The 16101-nt window shown below is 40.6% G+C and carries 13 protein-coding genes and 1 riboswitch; of the genes, 5 read left to right on the forward strand and 8 right to left on the reverse strand.

What is annotated here, in order from left to right; translation table 11 throughout:
• Positions 1-25: 25 nt before the first annotated feature.
• Positions 26-1891, reverse strand: a complete 1866-nt coding sequence (locus L654_RS0105995; RefSeq protein ID WP_024607555.1) for a TonB-dependent receptor — start codon at positions 1889-1891, stop codon at positions 26-28.
• 187 nt (positions 1892-2078) lie between these two features.
• On the opposite strand from L654_RS0105995, the gene L654_RS0106000 reads away from it, so the two are divergent.
• A complete protein-coding gene (locus tag L654_RS0106000; protein ID WP_024607556.1) occupies positions 2079-2567 on the forward strand; it encodes a peptide-methionine (S)-S-oxide reductase in 489 nt (162 codons plus the stop codon).
• Between the two features lie 580 nt (positions 2568-3147).
• On the opposite strand, the gene L654_RS0106010 is transcribed toward L654_RS0106000, so the two are convergent.
• The 4 genes from L654_RS0106010 to L654_RS0106025 all read right to left on the reverse strand — a co-directional run bounded on the left by L654_RS0106010 (position 3148) and on the right by L654_RS0106025 (position 8405).
• Positions 3148-3699 carry a DUF4136 domain-containing protein gene (locus L654_RS0106010; RefSeq protein ID WP_024607557.1) on the reverse strand — a complete coding sequence of 184 codons (552 nt, stop codon included), beginning with the start codon at positions 3697-3699 and terminating at the stop codon, positions 3148-3150.
• Positions 3700-3807: 108 nt separating this feature from the next.
• Complete coding sequence (locus tag L654_RS0106015; RefSeq protein WP_024607558.1) at positions 3808-6585, reverse strand: ATPase; 2778 nt, start codon at positions 6583-6585, stop codon at positions 3808-3810.
• A complete protein-coding gene (locus L654_RS0106020; protein WP_010553432.1) occupies positions 6582-7130 on the reverse strand; it encodes a hypothetical protein in 549 nt (182 codons plus the stop codon). The genes L654_RS0106015 and L654_RS0106020 overlap by 4 nt, the downstream gene beginning before the upstream one ends.
• Before the next feature lie 3 nt (positions 7131-7133).
• Positions 7134-8405, reverse strand: coding sequence for a hypothetical protein (locus tag L654_RS0106025; RefSeq protein WP_024607559.1), 1272 nt, complete (start codon positions 8403-8405; stop codon positions 7134-7136).
• A gap of 222 nt (positions 8406-8627) precedes the next feature.
• Here L654_RS0106025 and nhaD point away from each other — a divergent pair, with 222 nt between their 5' ends.
• Together nhaD and lysC are read left to right on the forward strand one after the other, a co-directional pair.
• A complete protein-coding gene (gene nhaD, locus L654_RS0106030) occupies positions 8628-9875 on the forward strand; it encodes a sodium:proton antiporter NhaD (RefSeq protein WP_007375803.1) in 1248 nt (415 codons plus the stop codon).
• A 101-nt stretch (positions 9876-9976) separates the two neighbouring features.
• A riboswitch (Lysine riboswitch) is annotated at positions 9977-10149 on the forward strand.
• A 75-nt stretch (positions 10150-10224) separates the two neighbouring features.
• Positions 10225-11628, forward strand: a complete 1404-nt coding sequence (gene lysC, locus L654_RS0106035) for a lysine-sensitive aspartokinase 3 (protein ID WP_024607560.1) — start codon at positions 10225-10227, stop codon at positions 11626-11628.
• Positions 11629-11687: 59 nt separating this feature from the next.
• Here the strand turns inward: lysC and L654_RS0106040 are convergent, their stop codons facing one another.
• Positions 11688-12446, reverse strand: a complete 759-nt coding sequence (locus L654_RS0106040; protein WP_024607561.1) for a 4'-phosphopantetheinyl transferase superfamily protein — start codon at positions 12444-12446, stop codon at positions 11688-11690.
• A 141-nt stretch (positions 12447-12587) separates the two neighbouring features.
• Here L654_RS0106040 and L654_RS0106045 point away from each other — a divergent pair, with 141 nt between their 5' ends.
• On the forward strand, positions 12588-13910 hold the full coding sequence (locus L654_RS0106045; RefSeq protein ID WP_024607562.1) for a sodium-dependent transporter: 1323 nt from the start codon (positions 12588-12590) through the stop codon (positions 13908-13910).
• 95 nt (positions 13911-14005) lie between these two features.
• Here L654_RS0106045 and L654_RS0106050 read toward each other — a convergent pair whose 3' ends face one another.
• Positions 14006-14986, reverse strand: a complete 981-nt coding sequence (locus tag L654_RS0106050) for a 2-hydroxyacid dehydrogenase (protein ID WP_024607563.1) — start codon at positions 14984-14986, stop codon at positions 14006-14008.
• A 104-nt stretch (positions 14987-15090) separates the two neighbouring features.
• Positions 15091-15663 (reverse strand): glutathione peroxidase, encoded by a 573-nt coding sequence (locus L654_RS0106055; RefSeq protein WP_024607564.1) that lies wholly within the window; start codon positions 15661-15663, stop codon positions 15091-15093.
• A 121-nt stretch (positions 15664-15784) separates the two neighbouring features.
• Here L654_RS0106055 and L654_RS0106060 point away from each other — a divergent pair.
• A partial coding sequence (locus L654_RS0106060) for an NAD(P)-binding domain-containing protein (RefSeq protein WP_024607565.1) occupies positions 15785-16101 on the forward strand: 317 nt, incomplete at its 3' end.

Below are 16101 nucleotides of genomic sequence, written 5' to 3' on the forward strand. Positions count from 1 at the left end.
GGTCTTTGAATGTGATAGCTCAATTCTACCAACTATACGTTGCGCTTAACGTATATTGCTCACCTCGCCCTGGTGTACCAGGTATCTCTTCAAACGATTCACCCCATAGGTTATCTGCTGCTAAAGTAATAAATAAGTTTTTTAGCATTGGCGGCGTAATTTTTAACGTTAAATGAGTAAATAAAGCATCGTCGTCACTACCGCGCAGCGCATTTTCGTGCTGTTTGCGCCACTCGTTATCTATTCTAAACTGCAATATATCAGTAGGATTCCAAATTGCGCCGAGTGTTAGGCGGTGATCAGGAAAGTTTAATGCGTAAAAACTAGCATCAATATCTGCCGCACCGTAATTTTCTGATTTATGAAGGTAGGTGTAACTCGCTACAATTTCGGTTGTTTCAAAGTGTTTAGTTGCTAAGAACTCAATGCCCGTCGTATTTATATCTACAGGGTTTGCAAAGCGCGCTGAGCTTGAATCAAAATTAAACGTCCAATCGGTTAAGTTGTCATCTTTGCGATAAAAAATAGCCGAATTAAGTTGCCAAGTTTGCTCATCAACTAATAAACCTAGCTCTAGGCTTTTAGTCGTTTCGCGCTCAAGGGTGTAATTACTTCTAAATAACCCGCCTGAATCACTTCCACCAATCGCGGTATAGCCTGCTACTTGGCTTGCCTCTGCGTACGATAAATAAAACGTGCGCTCAAAACCTTTGCTGTTTTGTGTATTAAGCGTTACATCACCAATAAGTGACAGTTCTGAGTCGTCTCTATTTGTATCGTCAAACGCAGCACCTAAACGAAATGTAAGTTGTTTATTATCCTCAAGCGCCATTTTGTATTCAGGCAATACGCTTAATTTATAATACTTACGAGAGGTAAAGTTGTTTTCAAGCGTGGTAGATTCAATTGAGTCGTCAATAAACTGCGCTGAATAATTTACAGCAAATACATCGCTTTGAGCATGATGCCCCGATAGCGCTAACGACTTAACTTCACTTTTGTGAAACGCTTCAAAAGCGCTTGGATTTTCGCGAGAGTAAATATAATGATCGTCGTGTGTGCGGTAATAAGCCGACACTTCAAAGTTACTATCCTGCGCATAATTTTGCTTATGGTTTAGCATTAATAAGCGGGTTTCTAGCTCTTCTGTTTCGTTAACGCCAAATGGTGTGTACAAATTTGGCCAGCCAAAAAACTTATCTTGTGAGCCAAAAAATAAATCGGTTTGAGAATCAGCGCCAGCTAATTGAACGCGACCCGATGCACGCGTAAAGTCGTGATCGCCGTTATCAATAGTGCCATCGCTTTGTGAGTGAGAAATCTCACCTTCAAAACCAAGCTTCCAATCCTTTGCGCCTTCAAGGGGCATACTTACACCCGCATGTAAGCTTTGTAAGTTAAAATCATTTGTGCCAGTACCTACCGATACACTGCCGCCCGTGCTAATTGGTTTCCAGCCAAACGATACAGTGCCTACAGAGCTATTAGCACCATTAAGCGCATTGTCTGCGCCTGTTAAAATATAAGGGCCGGTAAGCATTTGCGGTGCAATAGGAATTTCAGCAAAGTAATGCCCAGACTGTGGGTCAAGTAAAGTAGCACTACCAACTCTAAAGCCGGTATTTTCAAAAATACCGCCACGTATAGTTACATCGGCTTGCGCTTCAGCCATATTACGTGATTGCAAATCAACACGTGGGTCATACTCTAAATTAGATACTGGAGAGTCAAATGTACCTACAGGTAATGTGTTTGCAGTGGGCGATGCCTCAACCGTTATTTTTTCGATTGCCGGTGATGCTTCAGTTTTATTAGTTACAGCTTCGCCGTAGGCAAAACTGCTCGCGCTGCATAGCAGTGCAGGGAGTATAAAGTGCGGTGACCATTTCATGTTGTGTGTCTCATTTTTTATATGCAATTACGGTAACAATTAAATTCAGAACACACTTTTAAGGCGTGATAAAATAATTCAATTAAACAACTGCGATTTTGGCGCGATTGTACATTAATTCATTAAAAACTGCATTTGATTATCATTTGCAACGTTAATGCATCTAACAAACTTGGTCACATTTATTATGAATATAAAACAGCAAGATACTATTTACTTTGCAGGTGGCTGCCTGTGGGGCGTGCAAGAGTTTTTAAAGCACTTACCTGGTGTAATAAGTACTGAAGCAGGGCGGGCTAATGGAAAAAATGATAATACACAAGGCGAATACGACGGTTATGCTGAGTGTGTAAAAGTAATATTTAGTACAAAAGAGGTTAGCTTAAACGAGCTGTTTGGCTTCTTTTTTGAGATTATTGATCCGTATAGCGTTAACAAACAAGGGGATGACGTAGGCCCTAAATATCGCACTGCCATTTATAGCAAAAGCCAAGATCATTTAAAGGTCGCTAGCAATTATATAAGCCAGCGAAGTGATGCTGATAAAATTGTGGTAGGGGTCGAGCTGCTAACTAACTACGTGCCAAGCGATCCTGAGCATCAAGACCGCTTAACTAATCATCCTGATGACTATTGCCACATACCGCTTGAGTTACTGCATAAGTATAAATCGTAACTTTAACGCGGTGTTTTTGTAGACGTGCAGCTTGCTGACGTGACGAGCGCAGCTCGTAATTTAAGATGGAATATAGCGCTATAAAGTAATTAGAAGCTATCGCTTCTCGCGCAAGCAAGCTTAGCGCCTACGGGTAAAGTTTGACGCGGTGTTTTTTGTAGACGTGCAGCTTGCTGACGTGACGAGCGTAGCTCGTAATTTAAGGTTGAATATAGCGTTAGGTAAAGGTAAGTGATTAGAAGCTATCGCTTCTCGCGCAAGCAAGCTTAGCGCCTACAGGTAAAGTTTAATCCGGTGTTTTTTGTAGACGTGCAGCTTGCTGACGTGACGAGCGTAGCTCGTAATTTAAGGTTGAATATAGCCCTATAAAAGTAAGTAATTAGAAGCTATCGCTTCTCGCGCAAGCAAGCTTAGCGCCTACAGGTAAAGTTTGACGCGGTGTTTTTTGTAGACGTGCAGCTTGCTGACGTGACGAGCGCAGCTCGTAATAACTTTATTTTAAAAGTTCCAAAAATACACACCCACAAAAAAGCTCACGTACTGTGAGCTCTTTTAAAACTTACTTATAGCTAATTTTAACTTACTGCTGCTTTTGCGGCGGGAAGTTACTTAAAATTTCGCTCACTGTTTTATTAATTGATGTTTCACGTTGTTCTGGCGATTGATTTTTCTTTAATCGACCTTCTTTTGCGCCGCGCCATACTAGCTGGTTAGATTCACGGTCTACAATATCAATAATCAGTGTACCCACTTCGTATTCACGCGCAGTTGTATCGCGTTGAAAACCAGTACCCCAATAACCCCAATGCGGGCGGTAGTTTATATTGAAGTTATCTACTTCAAGCTCTTTATCTACCGATGCATGATAGTTAACAAGTACATCAGCTTGCGCTGCATCAACTAAGCTCATACCTAGTGTTTGGCTCAATTCTGCATTAACGGCAGTGCGAACACGCTTTTCCATTAGGCCATTAATTTGATAGTTATTTGTGTCTTTAGTTAGGCTGGCGTTTTCTACCCAAGCAAATGTTTTAAAATTACTAAAGTTAGCTGATTTATCGTAATCCCAATCTGGGGTTTGTGTACAGGCTGTAAGAAGTGCTAGCGCTGCAACAATAAGTATATTTTTCATTACGTTTGCTCCAATAAAATGCATTAATTTAAAATAACACACATAGTTTAAATGTGTATTATTTAAACGTCCTATATTTTAGTTTAGTTGGTTTGCCTTAACGGCCAATTAATTGTGTTCAACTTCAATCCAATCTTTTTCATCTACCCAGTTTTGTGCACCGTCTTTTACCGAGCGAATAGGCACAATGTAGTCACAACTTATTTGTGGTTTAACTGAGGCAAATATAGGCACAAAACCAAAGCTTAGTGCGGTTTCTATAATTGCTTTTTGATTTTGTGGGTCAATGTCGGCCGCTTCATCTATGTAAATAGGTATACGGTATAGGTTTTGTTCCTGGTCACTTAATAAGTAGCGAATAAACAACATGCCACACAATAACTTAATCGTAATACGTGTGCCGTTTGAACCCGCCGAATCTATTTTTTCAAAGTGCTCTGTTTCACCTGCGCGGTTAACCACTTCAAATCGAATATCAAATAAATCGGTAAGTGTTAAGCCCGCTTTATCTGAGGCGAGTTTAATTAAGTGATCTTTCGCTTCGTTTACCGCACTTTCGCTGTACGGTTCTTGGCTCAGTAAATCAAGTGTGTCGCCTTGTTCAAACTGATGCGACGTGCTGATAATGGTATCTATACTATCAACCAGCATTTTGCGCGGTATTACGTTAATTTTAAACGCTTGCAGGTTTGAAATACGGTGCTGGCTTATGCCTTTATTAAAGCTGTTCATTTCGCGGCGAAGGCGGTCTAAATCTTCTCGTAAGCCTTTAATAGTTGCAGCCACTTCGGTAAGTGCAACACGAGCTTGGCGTTCAACAGCGTCGCGTTCGTTATCAATATTATGAAAGGCGCTTATTAGCTTTTGGTACTTAGTATATTCGTCGTTTTCGTTGTCGAATTTAGTTATACCCGCGTTATATACATGCAAATAGGTGTTGCGCACGTTTATGTCAAAATTACGCAGCTCTTGGCAGTCTTTATTAAAGTGATGAACAAGATCGCTTAAGTTATCAAAGTCGACCGTAATATCAATCATGTACGGGGTCACTTTGCCGCTGTATAAATCAAGCGTGTGGTCAATTCGCTCGCTTTTAACTTGGCGTAAGCGCTCAGTTTGGCGATTAATTTGCTCTTGTTTCGATTTAATTAACGAGCGACGATCGGCAATTGAGCCACTATTTTTTTGAATATCTTGCAAGTAGTCGTCAACTTGTTCGCGCTCAGCTAATAACTGCTCTTTTAGCATGGCTTGCGCTTCAACCGACTGCTGCATTATATCAAACTGCTCTAAGCGCTTTAGCGCGCTCTCTGCGCTCATAAGCTCATCGTATAGCGCGTCTTTTTCTTTTTGCTTGTCGGCAACGTTTGCTGCAACATCGCGTTGTTGCTTAAACTCTTTAAGTGAATGCTCAAGTGCATTTAGCTGAGCGGTTAATTGCTCCTTGTTTTCGCCGCTTTGCATTTGCACAGGCGAGAGCTTTTTAAGCTTAATGCTCGCACCTGGTAGCGTTAATACGCCGCCTTTAACGTTTTCGCTAAGTAGCGATAAAAATTCACCAAATGCATCTTCATCATCAATGGTTATATCGCCATTAGTGGTGGTTGCAAACGAGAGAATATCTGGGTTTAAAATGCGCGATATTTCTTCTACTTCTTTTAACGAGAGGTCTTCGCGCATACGGGTAAACAAATTAAACTCAAGATTTTTAAGTTGCAGCTTTAAGCTCTTAATTTGTTTTTGTGTTTCGCTGATGCGGTAGTCAAGCGTGTGTAGGCTTTGCCCTTGTGCGCTGGTTATAGAGTGCGAAAGCGACTCGTAATCTTGTTTTAACTGAGTCAGGCTGGTTTTGAGCGTGGCTTTATTTACCAGTTCAAACTCGCTTTTAAGCGCATCGTAATCTAAAAACCACTGCTCAATTTGAGTTTGTCTACGCTCTATATCACGCGATTGCTGTACGTATAGGCTTTGCTTTTGCTCAAACTCGTGTTTTTCGTGCTCTATATCTTCAAGCGCTATACCCAGCTCATTAAGTTGCGATTCTTGATAGGTATCAAAATCAATCAATGCTTGGTCAATTTTAGGTGCGTACGCCGCTAATTTACCTTTAAGCACGGTTTGGTTTTCAAGCATTGATTCAAGCGCGGCTATTGGCTCTTGCATTGACTCAAGGGCTTTTAATTCGCGTTTTGAGCGGTTTACTTTATCAAATGAGCGACGCCATACTTCATAAAAATCGACCTTAGAGTTCGACATATGGCGTTCAAACACGCGTAGCATAAAGCGTTTTACGTCGCTTGCGCCTAATTTGTGTAAATTAAGAATACGTCTAAATATTTCTTTATAAATAGAGGAGTCTTGCACATTATTAAGCGGGATCATTTTTAAGTTAATGTCGCCGTCAAATGGGGTTGCGCCGCCAGTAAGTAGCGCGTTTAACTCTTGTGCTTTAAGCTCAATAGGGTTGTAGTTAAGCGATTTTAAATGGTTGAACAGCTTGGTAAATTTAATAATAGTTTTACCTTGCGTGTACTGCTCTAAATCAAGCTTTCCTTGATAACAAAAGTACTGATGCGCGTAACCGGCAATTTTACCAAGCCCTGCAACGCCTATTACTACCGAGCCATGAGGCAAGTTAGCTTCGAGTAAAATGTACGACTGATCGGATGAAAAATAAAACTTACGGGTTTCATCTAAATCGTGTCCGTCCCATTCTGTTAAGCGCAAATCGTTAATAAGCGGGAACTGCAGGGCGTTAATAACCGAGCTTTTACCTGTGTTATTGGGCGCGCAAATAGAGCTGCTTTTATCAAGCGGGATCACACATTTTGCATAGCCTGCGGTGTTAAGTAGGGCGAGTTTACTTAGTCCGTATAGATTTTTCATTCCTCGTCCTCTGTAATATAGGTTTCTTCGTTTACTTCCATGAGTGCATCTATGTAGCGGTGAATTGGCGCTTGTAGCATAAAGCCGCCTTCTACTTCACGGGCTAAACCTAAGCGCACCATGCGCAGGTAAACGTCTTTGCGCAAATCAGATCCCGAAAATATCTCAAGCTGATCAAATAAATGTTTGTTAATTTGCACCAGCGTTTGCATAAGCTCTAAATCGTTTACGTCGTCAAACAATGCGCGCATTGGGTCTTTACCCGTATTGGCGTAGTGCTCAATTAAAATGTAAATGGTGAGTGCGATAGCGCGAGATATTTTGCCCATATTGGGTGTGCTTTCGTCGCTACCAAAGTAATAAAAGCCACGGCTGTCGCGTTTTAAATCGTTACCTAAAGCGGTAAATAGGGCGGTGTAGTCTTCTATGTGTTGGTCAAGCTCTTGCCACATTACGTTGTCTTGCTCGCAAATGTGATAACCCGCTACTAATTTTTTATTAATGGCTTGTAGGTGGGTTAGCTCGTCTAAGTTTATGTGTGTCATGGTTTATTTATCTGCCTTTGAATCTGGCTGAGGCTCTGAATTAAATGGATATAAAGAAAAGTGCTGACCGGCAATTTTTACGCGGGCTTTTTCATCGCTTTGAATTATTTTAATATCGCTGTCGCTGACTAATTTTTGATACAAAAATAGCATTTCGTCGGCATCGAGATTTGGGTAGCTTTCGTCTAAAAATTGCAGCAAGGGCTGCGGCTTTTTGCGTTTTTTATTAAAGCGCTTAGCAAAGCTGGTTTTAACATCGTTGTAGTCAGGAATATTAGGCGTAACAAATGCAGGCACGTCTTGTTGATCGGGCAATTGGTATTCTTCGTGTTCAAATTCAACCAAGCTTGCCATGTAAGCCACAATATGACGTTGCTGACCAAGCGAATATCGCTGCGCGTCGCTCACAAAATGTGGCTGTACAGCACTTAGCATGTTGTCTACGCCATTTTTGCGCACAAGCCCAAGTACTTTGGCTGCTTGGCGAGTAATTAAGTTATTACGGCGTAACTCTTCGCGTAGCGGCATAAGCATGTCGGCACTTTTACGTAAGCTTTCTCGACCCACTAAATGCATTTCGAGTATACGGGTACGTAATTGCTCCAGCATACGTTTGTCGTTGTACGCTTTACCTGAGCGCTCAATGTGCAGTATTTGCTTACTTATTTGCTCTTCAATGAGGGTAAAACACGCATGAAATTCACCGCGAATATCAACCATTTCAAGCATTGGCTCTATGTATTCGTCAAACGCTTCTATTACCGCTTTATAACGCTTTTGCAGCGATTGCACCGCATTATTAGATTTAGCTTGTTCAACAATATTTAAAATAGCGTTTTCGTTGTGCGTATAGAGCTTCATTATTTTACGCACCCGATCATCCATAATGCGGCTATAGCGGCGTAAGTCGTCAAAGTCTTCTATTTCGCCAGCGTTATCTAGGCGGTTACCTAAACGAGCTAGGTCGTCTACTAATACGCTAATTTCTTGCGCTAAGCCTAAATGTTCTTCTTGCAGTAAAAACGTAGCAAAGTCGGCAATGGCACGATTTATTTCAAGCTGTGAGGATTTAGCCAGTGGAATTAAAATATCTTGGTTTAACAAACGATTTGTTTCTTTATAAATGCGTTCGTTTGACCACGTAGGCTGCTTTTGCTTAATCGCGTTTTGTACGTCTTTTAGGCTAAAGTCAGCCATTTTAAAACGTTTAAATAATAGCTCTAATACACCCCAATGTTCGGTTATGGTGTTTAGCAGCTTTTTAGCTGGGATCATAAGAGGTTACAACATCCTAGTATTTTATTATTGAGTTCTTTTAGAAGACTCATTATTACGTATTTTTAATTAACCTTGTCTGTATATAGTATTCGTTTTTAAGACCATTTAATAATAGTTTTTGCATAGAGGCAGTGCTAAAATTCGCGCCGAAAATAGGCACATGAAATGGAATGTTATTTGTGTGTTCTTTAAAACTATATCAAAGGTTGTTTAACTACCATGGTTTCCTCGATTATTCTAACCCTGATAGCGATTGCATTTTTACTGATCGTTATAGAAGATATTATCCATGTCAATAAAGCTAAAACCACGCTGTTTTTTGGTACGCTTTGCTGGATTCTTCTTTTTATATACCCTCTACACGGGCAAAGCCCCGATACAATTCAACACCTCCTAAACGAAAATATTTTAGAAATTGCCTCTCTATGGCTATTTTTAATGGCTGCAATGACCTTTGTAGCGTATTTAAATTCAAAGGGGTTTATAGAAAATATTGTGCACCGTGTTATGCCAAAAAGTATTAGCGAAAAAAAGCTCATGTTTTTGGTAGGTGGTTTTGCATTTTTGTTTTCGTCGATTTCAGACAACGTAACAGCTACGCTTATATCGCTCGCGGTTGTTATGTCGTTAAAACTTGAACCTAAAAAACTCATTAAATACGCCACGCTTATTGTGTTTGGGGTTAACTCAGGTGGGGTATCGCTAATAACAGGTGACGTAACCACACTGATGATATTTTTAGATGGCAAAGTAACCATTGCTCATTTATTACTACTTATAGCGCCAGCACTTGCAAGCGTTATGCTGCTAGCCGCGTTACTGTCTATAGGTATGAAAGGGCGTGTTGAGTTTGCTGGTGCAGGTAAAACCCGCATCGAAAAAACCGACATTACCATTGCTGTTATATTTTTATCTACCGTAGTGAGCACACTTATGCTGAGTGTAGTTTACAGCGTACCGCCTTTATTAACCTTCTTGTTCGGCTTATCAGTGATGTTTTTAGTCGCGCAATTTTTAATGCGCAAAAAAGACATTAACAAAGACATAATCGACTTTGTTCGCGATATAGAATACGACACATTATTGTTTTTTGTAGGTGTACTTTTACTTGTAGGCGCACTTAAAGAAATTGGTATGTTGAGTAAATTTACCGACCTATATACGGTAATGGCACCTGAATACGCAAACTACTTAATGGGCATATTATCAGCAGGGGTCGATAACGTACCGCTTACTGCTGCTTTATTAAAAGCCGATATAGTAATGAGCCAACAGCACTGGTTGTCGTTTACGTATGCAACGGGCGTGGGCGGTTCAATGCTTATTATTGGTTCGGCTGCGGGCATTATTGCCATGAGCAAAGTTAAAGCGCTTACCTTTATGAGCTACTTGCGTTTATCGCTGCATTTATTAATTTGTTACACGGTTGGATATGCGGGCTCGTATTACATGGGCAGTTTTATTTAACTCATAAATTATTAAATGCTTGACAGCTAGACGTCTAAACGATAACTTTCAAAGCCCCGCTACTTAGTGGGGTTTTGTTTTATTAGCCACTGGTTAATAAAGCATTCAGAAGAGGTGCGATACTTAGGTACTTAATGTTAGGCGACGAAAGCCGATGATCATTAAGGAGGGAAGTACTCGCCGAGGAAAATAATGGTACGTCGTCATTGTTTTTCGGTTTATGGGGCTGAATCCTCAAAACTGTCACCAATATAGGTGGAGAGCTTCTGGCAGTGGACTTATCTTCAAGCATTCCTTTGCCAAGTTCTTCTTGTTTTATTGCGGTTTGGATACCGCGAAAGGAGACTAAATGACTACCCAATCAGCGCCACAAACAGTGCCTCAAACAGAGTTAAGCGCAAAATCAGATTACATCGTTGCCAAGTTTGGCGGAACCAGTGTTGCAAACTTTGAAGCGATGAGTCGCTGTAGCGAAATTATTGTTGCAGATAAAAACGTACGTATTGTTGCCGTGAGCGCTAGTGCCGGCGTAACTAACCACTTAGTTGCACTTTGCAAACCAAGTATTACCTCAAGTGAGCGCCAAGAACACATAAACGGCGTGCTTGCTATTCAACAAACTATTTTAGATGAGTTATCGCTAGATGCCGATTTAGCGGTTGGCTTTAACGAAACTCTTAAAGCATTTCAAACATTGGCTCAAGAGTCACTAACAACCGATCAGCAACACGACGAGCTACTAAGCTTTGGTGAGCGTTTATCGTCGTATTTGTTTGCTCAAGTGCTGCGTTTACAAGGTTTAAATGCCGATCGCTTTGATGTGCGCAAGGTGCTTAAAACCGACAGCCAATTTGGTAAAGCAACGCCTAATGTTGCAGCCACAGCGCAAGCAGCTAAAGAACATTTAATCCCGTTGTTAGACGCTCAAGTAATTGTGACTCAGGGATTTATTGGCAGTGACGAATACGGCCAAACAACAACGCTTGGACGTGGTGGTTCAGACTACAGCGCTGCATTATTAGCTGAAGCAATCAACGCTAAAAGCGTGCATATTTGGACCGACGTAGTGGGTATTTTTAGCACCGACCCGCGTTTGTGCGCAAAAGCGACGCCAATTGCACGCTTAAGTTTTGACGAAGCCGCTGAAATGGCAACCTTTGGCGCAAAAGTATTGCACCCAGCGACTATTTTACCAGCGAGCCGTAGCCACATTAATGTGTTTGTAGGTTCTAGCCGAGAGCCAGAACGTGGCGGTACATGGATTGAGCGCGAAAAATCGCAGCAACCAGGTATACGCGCAGTAACACAACGTAAAAACCAAATATTGCTTACGCTTAAAAGCCCAGAAATGCTACTAGCAAGCGGCTTTTTAGCACGCGTATTTACACTATTAAGTGAATACAATATATCGGTAGATTTGGTAACCACCTCAGAAATCAGTGTAGCTATAACCCTTGATAACGCGCAAAATGCCTCGCGTCCAGAGCTTGATCAAGAATGCCTAGATAAGCTTGCAGAGTTTTGCCATGTTTCGGTAGAAAACAACCTAACATTGGTGGCACTTATTGGCTCTGAGATTCAATTACGCCAACACGAAATGAACTTAATGAGTGTACTAAAAGACTTTAACATTCGATTAATTTGTCACGGTGCTAGTAAGCACAACCTGTGCTTTTTAGTAGAGCAAACTGAGTCAGATAACGTAGTACAGTCTATTCATAGCCGTTTATTAGAAAATGATTTTGCTGCGTGAGTAATCGTTATTCAGGAAAATAACCTAGTAAAGTTACCTAGTAAAACTACCTAGTAAAGTTACTTAACAAAGTCGGTTAATAAAAAGCATCGCCAGTCGATGCTTTTTTTATGCACCACACTTACATCAAAACAAACATTGCGGTCACTGCTATCAGCTACAGTAATGCTATTACTGCAAGCGCTAAGCTTTGCACTATTTAATTCGTCAAACACATTGGGGCTAAGTAATTTTGCAATAGGGCGGCTGGTGGCTTTAGCAAGTGACTCTTTTAATGTCCAAATTCTAAAAAACGTATCTGCTTGGGTTTGGGTATTAGTAGGCTTGGTGATAAGTATAATTTCATCATTATGATAAAAATGCTTAGCGAGCTTTTCAAATGAGCGCTTTAGGCTTACTTTTTCAATATCAAAACCGAACTCACTTTTATCAAAATTTAACGCGACCCCAACTAAACCATGCGAATGCGAAATACAGGTATTAATAACATTACCATTTACATGTATTTGCAGCTTTGAGCTTGCTTCGTCAAATTCTGTACTCATTTTATTAAGCGCCACGTGCGCATGTTGCGGCTGCGCTATTTTAATAAGGTGTTTTAACAATAACCGCGTAGCTAAATACTCTTGCTTAGCTTGTGGGCTTTTGCGGCGGTTTATAATGGTTATCTCAAATGGGCTTAAGTAATCGGGCAAATTAAAGTCACTAAGCTCAAGTGTTTTAGCATTAAATAATAAAATACTGTTACTCGCTAAAGACAAATTTGCCAATTGAGTTGAAGTAATACTCAAGGCGTTTTTAAAATAGTGTTCAGTCATAAAAGCCCTAAAGCAAAAGAAGTCGCTGATATTGTGAGCGGTTAACGCCACTAATAAAGGCTGGGTACAATTTTATTACTCAGCTGGCATGAAATATGGTTTAATTCACAATAATCAAAATAATAACAGATTTGTAGATGTATGGCACAAGTGCGTGATGGGTTTCAAAGCCGACTTGGTTTTGTTTTAGCCGCTGCTGGCGCAGCAGTGGGTTTAGGTAATATTTGGGGTTTTCCTACGCAAGCGGCCAACCATGGTGGCGGTGCATTTTTACTGGTTTACTTTATTGTTATATTTTTACTTGCGCTTCCTGCGCTGTATACCGAACTTTATTTAGGTCACAAAGCACAAGCTAATCCTGTAAAAGCATTGGGCGATGCATGGCAAAACACTAACCGTAAGGTTGGTGCTGCGGCAGGCTATATAGGCCTTGCGGGCGCAGTTGTTATGCTAAGTTTTTACTCAATAGTAGCAGGGTGGATGCTCTCGTACGCTATTGAACCCATAACAACCTTTTTAGGTTTTACAGGTGCAAGCGAATTTTTACATAGCGACTCAGTGCTGCGTAATTTTGTATTTACGCCGCTTATGCTTATTTTAACTGCCAGTATTATTTTAAAAGGTGTTAAATCGGGAATCGAAACCTGGTCGCGCCGTTTAATGCCACTGTTACTTGTGCTGCTTGTTGGTTTAATTGCCTACATTGCAACACTTGATGGCGCAAGCGAAGGCTTTGCCGCGTATTTAATTCCTGATTTTAGCCAAATACTCGATCCTAATTTAATTATTGCTGCAATGGGGCAAGCGTTCTTTTCGCTCTCACTAGGTGTGGGTTGTATGATGATTTACGGCTCGTATTTACAGCCAGATGCTAATTTACCAAAGCTTACAGCAGGTGTTGCTTTACTTGATACTGGCGTTGCGTTTTTAGCGGGGTTACTTATTATTCCTGCTATTTATGTGGCGCAGCACAACGGTGTAGAGGTATTTAGTGGCGGTAAACTGATTGGCGAAGGGCAACTTATTTTTGCTATTTTACCTGAGCTATTTAGCACTATGGGCGAAATTGGCTTATTAGTTGGTTTATTATTTTTTGTATTAATGTCTATCGCATCGGTTACGTCAACTATATCGACCACCGAAATTCCGGTAGCGTTTTTAGTCGAAAACCACAGCGTTAGCCGCACCAAAGCAACATGGGCGGTAAGCGCCGTTGTACTTGTGTGTGCAAGCGCCATTATATTAAATTTTGATTGGTTATTTGGCTTAGTTATTATGCTATTTACTCAATACCAACTACCGCTTATGGGCTTATTTTACTTTATTACAGTAGGGTGGATGTGGCAGCGTGGTAATAAATTACACCAAGCAACAACCGGCGTACATTACTGGTTTGCTCAGTATATTCGTTTTGTTTGCCCAATATTAATGACCTTGGTATTTGCAAACGTTGCCTTTGGTTAATTTTATCTAAACCCTAAAAATAGATTAATAAAGCGAAGTGAGCTTAAAACGCACTTCGCTTTTTTGTGCTTGTTATTTAGGTACAGCCAAGGTATTTATAAAACCTCATTAGTTAGAGGCTTACCTTCATTTACTTCAAGTGCATTTTGTATTGTTGTATTAGCAATTTCTGTGAGTGCCTCTTGGGTAAAAAAGCCCTGATGCCCCGTTACTAAAACATTTTTAAAGCTCACTAAGCGCGAAAATATATCGTCTTGATTTATTTCGTCGCTGTGGTTTTTAAAAAACAGCTCCGACTCTTGCTCGTAAACGTCGAGCCTCAAGTAGCCTAATTTTTTAGTTTTAAGTGCATTAATGCACGCTTTGCTGTTAAGCAGTGCACCGCGAGAGGTGTTAATAAGCATAACGCCGGTTTTCATTTTACTAAATGCCTCATCATCTATTAAATGATGAGTTTGCTCCGTTAAAGGGCAATGCAAAGAAATCACATCGCTTTGGCTAAGTAAGGTGTCTATATCGGTAATTGTATAATTGCCAGGTTGTGCGTAGGGGTCGCACACTAATACTTTAGCGCCAAAGCCATTTAAAATGTTGCACAGCGCTAGGCCAATTTTACCGCAACCTACAATACCCACGGTTTTATTGTGCAAGTTAAAGCCTAGTAATCCGTTTAAATCAAAATTGTCTTCGCGTACGCGGTTATACGCTTTATGGGTTTTACGGCTAAGCGTTAGCATAAGTGCAATACAATGCTCGGCTACTGCTTCTGGGCTGTATGCTGGTACGCGTAATACTTTAATTTTATGTGCTTTTGCTGCAGGTAAATCAACATTATTAAATCCTGCACAACGTAGCAAAATAGTATTTATGCCTTGGCTTGCCAATTGTTCAATAACAGTGGCGTTTACAGTGTCGTTAACAAATACGCATATGGCATCAAACCCGTTTGCTAAAATAGCCGTTTGTTCGCTCAGGGCTTGTTCAAAATACGTTATTTTTATATCGCGGTGACCGCGTGTACTTTGTTCAAAAAAAGGCAGTTCGTACTTTTGAGTACTAAAAAAAGCAATGTTCATGGTAATAGCCTCGACGCTTGAGTGTTTGTAGGGTAGTTAACCTTTAATACACTAAACTACTTTACAAGTAAGCGCCCAAGTAAAACGCATTTTATTGATTTAAATTAAGCCTTAAGCGGAGCCTTACTTGAGGTAAACAAAGGTATTTTTGACGATACTTTTTTACCACCTCTAGCAGCGCTTAACTTTGCGGCTTGCAGTAGGTTGCTTTCTATTACTTGTTTAAGTGTTTCGGGCTTAGTACGCGGTGCATAGCGTGCAACAAGTTGCCCTTGTGAGTTAATTAAAAACTTAGTGAAATTCCACTTAATTGCACGATTTTGCGAAATACCTCGCGTATGCGACTTTAAATAATTAAACAACGGATGTGTTTCTGGCCCGTTTACCATTACCTTACCAAATACCTCAAACGAGGTATTAAATTGATCTTGGTAAAAGTCTTTAATGGCTAAATTATCAAGCGGCTCATTTTGGCCAAACTGGTTACAGGGAAACGCAAGTACAGTAAAACCATTGCTTTTGTATTGCTGATAGAGCTTTTCGAGCGCATTTAATTGCACCGAAAAATTACACTTACTCGCTGTATTAACAATAAGGACGGTTTTGCCCTGTAATTGGCTAAGAGAAAAATTTTCGCTGTTAAAAAGTGGTGCATTAAATTGATAAATACTGTCCATAGGTTACCTACTTACCTTTCCCGTTAAGGAAATTTTATAAAGACTTTCATTCGCTTTTTTATCGACCGGTTGACATAATCGAGGTCTAGTTTCTAAGTTATCAGTAAAATAGGTCATTTTTATGTCAATGAAAGTCGCATTTATAGGTTTAGGCGTAATGGGTTACCCAATGGCGGGGCATTTAGCAAAAGCAGGGCACAGCGTATGCGTTTATAACCGCACTCAAGCTAAAGCACAAACGTGGACTGCAGAACATTCAGGAAGCCTTGCATCAACCCCGCGCGAAGCTGCCAGTAATGCCGACATCGTATTTATGTGTGTTGGTAACGATGACGATTTACGCTCAGTAGTGTATGGCGACGACGGCGTGTTAGCGGGTATGTTACCGCACACTGTTTTGGTTGATCACACCACAACCTCTGCAGAAGTAGCCCGCGA

The sequence above is a fragment of the Pseudoalteromonas sp. TAB23 genome (genome assembly GCF_000498075.1).
GTDB lineage: Bacteria > Pseudomonadota > Gammaproteobacteria > Enterobacterales > Alteromonadaceae > Pseudoalteromonas > Pseudoalteromonas arctica.

Bases quoted from the DNA above. Each gene is read 5' to 3' on its own strand.
- L654_RS0106010 (WP_024607557.1), bottom strand. From the start codon at position 3,699: ATGAAAAATATACTTATTGTTGCAGCGCTAGCACTTCTTACAGCCTGT.
- L654_RS0106025 (WP_024607559.1), bottom strand. From the start codon at position 8,405: ATGATCCCAGCTAAAAAGCTGCTAAACACCATAACCGAACATTGGGGT.
- L654_RS0106055 (WP_024607564.1), bottom strand. From the start codon at position 15,663: ATGGACAGTATTTATCAATTTAATGCACCACTTTTTAACAGCGAAAAT.
- L654_RS0106000 (WP_024607556.1), top strand. From the start codon at position 2,079: ATGAATATAAAACAGCAAGATACTATTTACTTTGCAGGTGGCTGCCTG.
- L654_RS0106045 (WP_024607562.1), top strand. From the start codon at position 12,588: ATGGCACAAGTGCGTGATGGGTTTCAAAGCCGACTTGGTTTTGTTTTA.
- L654_RS0106020 (WP_010553432.1), bottom strand. From the start codon at position 7,130: ATGACACACATAAACTTAGACGAGCTAACCCACCTACAAGCCATTAAT.
- L654_RS0106015 (WP_024607558.1), bottom strand. From the start codon at position 6,585: ATGAAAAATCTATACGGACTAAGTAAACTCGCCCTACTTAACACCGCA.
- L654_RS0105995 (WP_024607555.1), bottom strand. From the start codon at position 1,891: ATGAAATGGTCACCGCACTTTATACTCCCTGCACTGCTATGCAGCGCG.
- L654_RS0106040 (WP_024607561.1), bottom strand. From the start codon at position 12,446: ATGACTGAACACTATTTTAAAAACGCCTTGAGTATTACTTCAACTCAA.
- nhaD (WP_007375803.1), top strand. From the start codon at position 8,628: ATGGTTTCCTCGATTATTCTAACCCTGATAGCGATTGCATTTTTACTG.
- L654_RS0106050 (WP_024607563.1), bottom strand. From the start codon at position 14,986: ATGAACATTGCTTTTTTTAGTACTCAAAAGTACGAACTGCCTTTTTTT.
- lysC (WP_024607560.1), top strand. From the start codon at position 10,225: ATGACTACCCAATCAGCGCCACAAACAGTGCCTCAAACAGAGTTAAGC.